Raw genomic sequence first — 6,035 nt, forward strand, 5'->3', positions numbered from 1 at the left:
GTACACTTCGTGGTCATGCCATTTGATCCTACACTTCGTGGTCATGCCGTTTGATCCCGAGGCCGGCTGGCATTCGCGCGGATATCTTCCGCACTACGACAATTCGTACGTGCTCCAGTTTGTGACGTATCGCCTCGGCGACTCGATTCCTGTCGATGTCGCGGAGCGTTTGAGATATGGCGCGGAGTTGGAGAACGACGCGGCGTATCGAAAGCGGATGGATAATTATCTCGACGCGGGGCGCGCGGCGTGTTGGCTGAAAGACGGCCGCGCGGCGCAAATCGTTCTTGATTCGTGGATGCATTTTGACGGCGAAAGATATCGCATCCACGCGTGGGTCATCATGCCGAACCACGTGCACGTGCCTGTTCAGTTGATCGAGCCGTACCTGCTCTCGCAGGCGGTGAAGGGATGGAAGTCGTACACCGCGCGGCGGATCAATGCGTTGCACGGGCGCTCGGGACGCGTTTGGCAGGTGGAGTTTTGGGAACGGTTTATCCGGGACGAGAGGCATTACAAGCTGGTCGTTCAATATATCCACGACAATCCGGTCAAGGCGGGGCTTGTGCCGCGGCCGCACGAATGGCGGTGGAGCAGCGCCAAGGCGTGGCTGACGCGGGTCGAGGAAGGTTGATTCGAAGCAGGTGAGGACCCGCCTTCGCCAAGGCTTCGGCGCGCCATCGCACCCGCGGTCCCGGGGGCATCGCAACATAAGCGGGTGAGCCGCCCGCGGTCCCGGCGAGGACGCGTTTCTAGCTGCTAACAGCCGCAGCAGCCGTCGTCGTCGTCATCGTCGTCGCCGCCGCCGGCGTTATCGTCCGCCGTGTCATCATCGAAGGCGTCGTCATCGGTGGCGTCATCGTCATCGGAGGCATCGTCATCGGCGCCGTCGTCGTCCGCCGCGTCATCATCCATGTCGTCGTCGGTATCGTCGTCGTCGGCGTCGTCATCGGTCGCGTCGTCATCGGTCGCGTCGTCGTCGTCCGCGTCGTCGTCGCCGGGGATCGTCGTCGTGGTGGTTGAGCCGCCGGTGGTTGTGGTGGTGCCCATGGTCGTCGAGGTGGGCTGCGTCGTGGTGGTGGTCGTCGTGGAGCGTTCGTCCACGCCGATGTCCCAATCACCGTTTTGCGGGCGCGGGTCGCCCTCGAAGTCCTTGTCGGCGAGATCGCCGTCGTACCAGGTGACGGGGTCGATACCCGCGTCGATGAGCGGGCTTGCCGCCTGCACGTGGAAGTTCGTGATGCCGAGGAAGAGGGGATTTTCCGAAATGTTGCCGGACGCGGAATCGCAGCCGGCCCACAGGCACAGGTGCATGGTGGCCAGCAGGTTGACGCATAGGCCGCCGTCGGGCTGGACGAGGCAGTCGATCGCGGAACTCCAGATGTCGTTGTTCTTGAGCGTGATGGCGGAGCCGGTGTTGGCGTAGATGCCCTGGGCCGGGTCGCCGTGGCCCGCGTCGATGAAATTGTTGACGAGCGCGACCTCGGCCGCGGCGACGAGCACGCCGCGCGAGCTCGTGCCGCCGCCGGCCGCGACGTTCGGGTCGGCAATGACGTTGTTGACGGCAACGACCGGCGCCAGGCACGAACTAAACTGCATGCCCGTCACGAAACTGTTGGCGGTTCCCATCAGAACGACGTTGTTGACGACAAGCGTATCGGCCTCGTCGTTGTCCGTAGAGATCGTGAGGCCCACGGCGGAGCTGCCGGTCGCCGTGCCCGCGTCGAGGAGATTGTTAACGATGACGCCGGCGTGCCCCTGAAACGTCAGGGCGAAAACGTCGTCGCCGGTTCCGCCGCTGATCCGGTTGTTCTCGATCCAGACGAACGTGTTGCTGGCAAACCACACGCCGCGGCCGTTGCCGGTTCCGTCGCCGGCGTCGATGTTGTTTCGCGCGACGTAAACGTGCCCGTACTGGATGTAGATCCCGACGTGGTCCAGGTTGCCGCCGCCGCCGTCGATGACGTTGTCGACGATCGTCGCGCGGACGCTCGCATTCGCCAGAATGCCGCGCGTCTGCGAGCCGAAATCCAACGCATCGAGGGTGAAGCCCTGGATGGCGACGGCGCTTGCGCCCGTGATCTCGACGGCCGGACTATCGTCATCGTCCGCCTCGGCGAGCGCCTCGATTTCCGTAAGATTGGCGTCGATGTCGCGCGTCCAGTCGGTGGGATCGTATCCTCCGAAAATGGACACGTTCGTCTGGATGGATTCGACATACGTGCCGCCCGCGACAAAGACGTTGGGTCCGCCATCGGTCGTGTTGATGACGTCGATGGCGTGCTGGATCGTGGCGAAGGGCAAGGCCATCGTGCCCGGGTTCACGTCGCTGCCGGTCGTCAAGGAAACGAAGTAGCCGGTGGCATCGCTCGGGAGAAGATCGCCGAGATCGCAGTCCTGATCGATTCCGTCGTTCGGCAACTCCGGGGCGTCCGGATTGGTCGCGAATTCGGTGTCGTCGCAATCGGTGTCAAGCAGGGAAAATCCGTCCGGGCAGACGCTGAAGCTTGTCGGCGAGGAGCCGGCTTCGCCGAAGCCGTCGAGGTCCGCGTCGGGGTAGCAATCCACGACGCCGGCGCTAACGTCGCGCGCCGCGAAAACGAAAAACGCGCTTGACGCGACAAGCGTGAAAAGCGCGCAAGCCAAGGCAATCCGTTTGAGCCGCGGCATCGAAGGCCTCCTTGTTTTCTGCGTCCCGATGAAAAGCAAAAACGATTCGAATTTTCTTAGGTATCGAATAATTCGAAGAAATGGGGTTGAGGAATGGCCGTTTTGGTGCCGACAATTACAAAGAGATGACGCGTCGCGAAGCCGGCTCCGCTCCGAGCGGGGCGCTCCAGGGGAATTTCGGAATAAGCGGGCCAGCGGCTCGCGGTCCCAAGGGTCAGTTCCCGAACGGCGTGAAGCAGACGTACGGCATTTCGCAGGCGTGCTTGGTGACGGTGGTGCAGTAGAGGCCGTCGATCGGTTTCATGATCGCGGTGGCATTCGAGGTGGAGACGAAGTCGCCCATGATGCTGCCTTCGCGGTATTTCACGTCGTCGTGCCGGCAGACGGTCGTGCGGCTCGGCAAGTCGTCGCCGACGTCGGCGTTGTAGTGATCGCGGATGATCGATTGCAGCGTGAACGGCGAGAGGTTGCCGTAGTTTTTTTTCAGCAGGTGCGAGACGCGATCCCAGCGGCGCATGCTGGTGTGTTCGGGCGCGAAGGGCTTGCGTTCCTGCTGCATCGTGGCGGCGACATAGTGGTTCGTGGCCAGCAGCGTGGATAGGCCGTCGAGGCTCGTTCGCCGCGCGGTCTTGCCGCCGGAGACCTCGAACACGACGGCTTCTTTCGTGTCGCCGTCGGCGAACATGTAGTTGAGCCCCATCGTGCGGTCGGATTCGCCGACGAGCGCGATGGCGTCCTCCACGGAATCGGAAAACTGCACGGCCTCGCGAAGCAGCAGCAGCATCGGCACGCCGGTCATGTCCGAGTCGTAGGACGAGTTGTAGGCGAGCGCGCCGACGAGGCCGTTTTCGTTCATGGCGACGTGCGTTCCGGACAGGCCCATGATGCCGGTGGTGACGAACGCGTGTCCGGCGTCGGGTCGCACGATCGCGACGTAGTTGTATTTCGCGAACAGGTTCATGTAGTCGAAATTTCGCGTGACGAGCAGCTCGCCGTCGGTCGTCGCCTCGCCCCAGCTCGCGGTGAGCGTGCAGAAATCGACGTCCATGTAGTTGTCCATGAACGCGGTGACGACGCCGAAGACGTCGCCGAGCGCGTTGCCGGTGACGAGTTCCTCGTAGGTGATGTCGTTGTTGAGGCCGGCGACCATGCCTTCGATTTCCTCGGCGAACGCGGGGCGGATGTTGGGCTCGAGATTCGAGCGCAGGTGTTGCAGCGCGCCCCAGATGGCGCCCCAGGGGTCGATGTAGGTGCGCACGAAGTGGACAAGCTCGGTGATCTCGCCGCGCAAAAGCTCGCCGGTCTGGTAGCCGATCTCCCACGGCGTGCCGGTGACGTGAAGGACGGTGACGCCGGCGCAGGTTTCGCGATAGCCGTCGCCGCTTGCCGCGACGAACGCGCAGAAGTTTTCGCGCGGAGGGTCCGCGTCGGGGGCGTCGTTCGGGAGAATGGTAAACGACGAGAGAGCGGGCGCGGCGCCGGCGGCGGACTCGGTGTCGGAGCCGGTATCGCAGGCGGTCGCGAAGGCGAGGACGGCGAGAAGGACAATCAGTAAATAGGCGGAAAGTCTGGAAGCTCGAAGGTCCGGACGGTCATCGCGAATCGCATTTCGGCGGTACACGGAGAGCACGGGGATGCCACGGGGGACACGGAGGGGAAAAGCAAAACCGCGAACAGGCTTCGCGGTCTTTGTGTTTTGGCGGTGGAGTGGGCGTTCGGTCGGCCGAAGCAGGCGGGACGCCTGCGCTCCCGGGGAGGGCGTGTGATCGTCGGTCACAGGGCGCCCCTTTCGGCGGGGGGTTCCAGTTCGTTCATGCGGGCCTCGAGGGCGGGGTCGGAGGGCGCCTCGCGGTCGAGATAGACGCGGTCGAATTCGTACCAGCTTCCCTCGCCGCGCGTGGCGGCGATCTGATCCTCGATTTTTTCGATCTGCGCGCGCAGGCGTTCGGCGCGTTTGGTGCGCCGGTCGTCCTTGTCAAACGCGGTCGCCGGATCCTTGCCGCCGGCCTGCTCGACGAGGCGATCCCAGCTTTGCTTGTAGCGGTCGAGCATGCGCTTGCGGCTCTCGGCGCTCGATCGGTCCGCGAATTCGTACACGCCCCTGGCGATGTGCAGCTTGAGGTGACCGATCGTGCGGCCCTTGCTGCCGAGGCGAAGGAAGTTCGCGCCCTCGGGGTTGTCGCCGTAAGCCGATTTGCCGGCGGCGTGGCCGTCGACGATGAACTGGATCGGCGGCACCTCGCGCGCCAGGCGTTCGGTTTCCTCTCGGGTCATGTGCGCGACGGCGATGATGATGTCGGCCTTGCCGGCGATGGCGTCGATCTCGCGGCGCGCGGCCTCGACGAAATCGGTGACGCGAAAGCGCGGGCCGTCGTAGTCCGGCGGCGGCGGGTAATCGCCGGGCTCGGAGGCGCCATCCGCGTTTTCGCCGTTCCCATCTTTCGCGCCGGCGGTGAAGGCCTCGGCGAGGCGGCGCAGGTTCTCCGGCGCGACGCCGGGTTTGGCGTCGCCGGATTCGCCGGATTCGGGCGCGGCTTTCACCGCGCTTTCGATTTTCTTCAGGAGCGTGGCCGTCGAGGGGATGGCGCTTCCATGCTCGTCGCGCCAGGCGACGAGGTCGAAATCCGCGTTCGACGGCGCGCCCGCGAAGGCCTGGGGTCCGGCAAGGCCGATGAACGCGAGGCGCACGCCGTCGCGCTCGACGATGCGGTGCGTCTCGAAAAGATACGCCCCGGTTTCGGGATCGACGATGTTGGCGACGACGACCGGGAGCTTTGCCGCGTCGCGGAAGGCGAGGAAATCGTCGAAGCCGTTTTCGAAATCGAGTTCGCCGGGGACGACAACGTCGAAGGTGGTCTTCGCCATCGCGTCCTTGATGAACGCGGCGCGGGCGTCGTGGTCGCGGCCGTCGTCGCGGCGGCGCGCGGGCGGATAGAGCATGTCGCCGGCCTCGACGACGACGGCTCCGGCATTTTCGCGCGAGCGCATGACCGAGGGGACGAAGCGCGCGAGTCCGCCGGCGGGGCGCTTGGGGCAACCGCACGGCGCGATCTCGCCCCATCGGTCGTGATCGACGATGACGTGCACGACCTGCTCGTCGCCGTCTTTTCCGTTGCGCCCGCACGCGGAAAAGGCGAGCGCGCATGCGAGCGCGAACGTGGCGACGAGGAGGAGATGACGGGTGCGGCGTCCCATAAACGCGGAATTTTACGCGCGTGGGGGCGGAAATGAAACAGGCTGGACGTCTGGAAACCTGGAAGTCGGAAAGGTCATCGCAAATCGCAAGGGCCGGTTCGCCGGTCCATCATGTCCTTTCGGGCACGGGCACGGGCACGAGGAAGCGGAAGTAACAAGAGAGGGGGCGA

General features: G+C 64.6%; 4 protein-coding genes. 1 reads left to right on the forward strand and 3 read right to left on the reverse strand.

Annotated elements, in window-relative coordinates; all coding sequences use genetic code 11:
* Nucleotides 1-634 (forward strand): transposase (locus tag K8I61_00005; protein MBZ0270388.1); only part of this gene is annotated, 634 nt, incomplete at its 5' end.
* 125 nt (nucleotides 635-759) lie between these two features.
* Here K8I61_00005 and K8I61_00010 read toward each other — a convergent pair.
* From K8I61_00010 to K8I61_00020, 3 genes are all read right to left on the reverse strand, one after another.
* Nucleotides 760-2,670: a hypothetical protein gene (locus tag K8I61_00010; protein ID MBZ0270389.1), complete on the reverse strand. Its 1,911-nt coding sequence runs from the start codon at nucleotides 2,668-2,670 to the stop codon at nucleotides 760-762.
* Between the two features lie 214 nt (nucleotides 2,671-2,884).
* Nucleotides 2,885-4,291 carry a C45 family peptidase gene (locus K8I61_00015; protein MBZ0270390.1) on the reverse strand — a complete coding sequence of 469 codons (1,407 nt, stop codon included), beginning with the start codon at nucleotides 4,289-4,291 and terminating at the stop codon, nucleotides 2,885-2,887.
* Between the two features lie 152 nt (nucleotides 4,292-4,443).
* Nucleotides 4,444-5,865 (reverse strand): hypothetical protein, encoded by a 1,422-nt coding sequence (locus K8I61_00020; protein MBZ0270391.1) that lies wholly within the window; start codon nucleotides 5,863-5,865, stop codon nucleotides 4,444-4,446.
* Between the last annotated feature and the right edge of the window lie 170 nt (nucleotides 5,866-6,035).

This window comes from bacterium (assembly GCA_019912885.1).
Lineage (GTDB): Bacteria > Lernaellota > Lernaellaia > JACKCT01 > JACKCT01 > JAIOHV01.

Coding starts and splice junctions, on each gene's coding strand:
- K8I61_00010 (MBZ0270389.1), bottom strand. CDS start 2,670: ATGCCGCGGCTCAAACGGATTGCCTTGGCTTGCGCGCTTTTCACGCTT.
- K8I61_00020 (MBZ0270391.1), bottom strand. CDS start 5,865: ATGGGACGCCGCACCCGTCATCTCCTCCTCGTCGCCACGTTCGCGCTC.